A 470-nucleotide genomic window follows, 5' to 3' on the forward strand; every position below is an offset into this window, starting at 1 on the left:
GGAACCCATCGAACACACCACTGGCGAAACCATGCCAGCAGCCACGCGCCGGCGCCGAACCTGGCTGCTGGGCGGCCTCGCCGGCGCCATCGCGCTCGCCGCCCTGCTGGCCTGGTGGTGGAGCAGCGGACGCTTCCTGGAGGGCACCGACGATGCCTATGTACGCGCCGACTGGGTGGCGGTCAGCGCGCAGGTCTCCGGCTACGTCGCCGAGGTGCTGGTGGCCGACGATGCCGACGTCCAGGCCGGCGACCTGCTGCTGCGCCTGGACCCGCGCGACTTCCGCCAGCGCCTGCGCGCCGCCGAGGCCCGCGAAGCGGCGGCGCAGGCGGCGCTGGAAGCCCAGCGCGCGAAGCTGGAGACCCTCGATCGGCAACTGCTGGAGCAGGTGCAGACGATCAGCCGCGCCCGCGCCGATGGCGAAGCGGCGCGAGCCGAATGGCGCCGCGCCGAGACCGACTGGCGACGCT

Annotated in this window: 1 pseudogene; it reads left to right on the top strand. The window is 74.0% G+C overall.

Annotation, left to right across the window (positions count from 1 at the left end):
• A pseudogene (locus tag FLP08_RS16945) lies at positions 1-470 on the top strand (hypothetical protein); the annotation flags it as partial.

This window comes from Christiangramia aestuarii, from assembly GCF_009735585.1.
In the GTDB taxonomy this organism is placed as follows: Bacteria; Bacteroidota; Bacteroidia; order Flavobacteriales; family Flavobacteriaceae; genus Christiangramia; species Christiangramia aestuarii.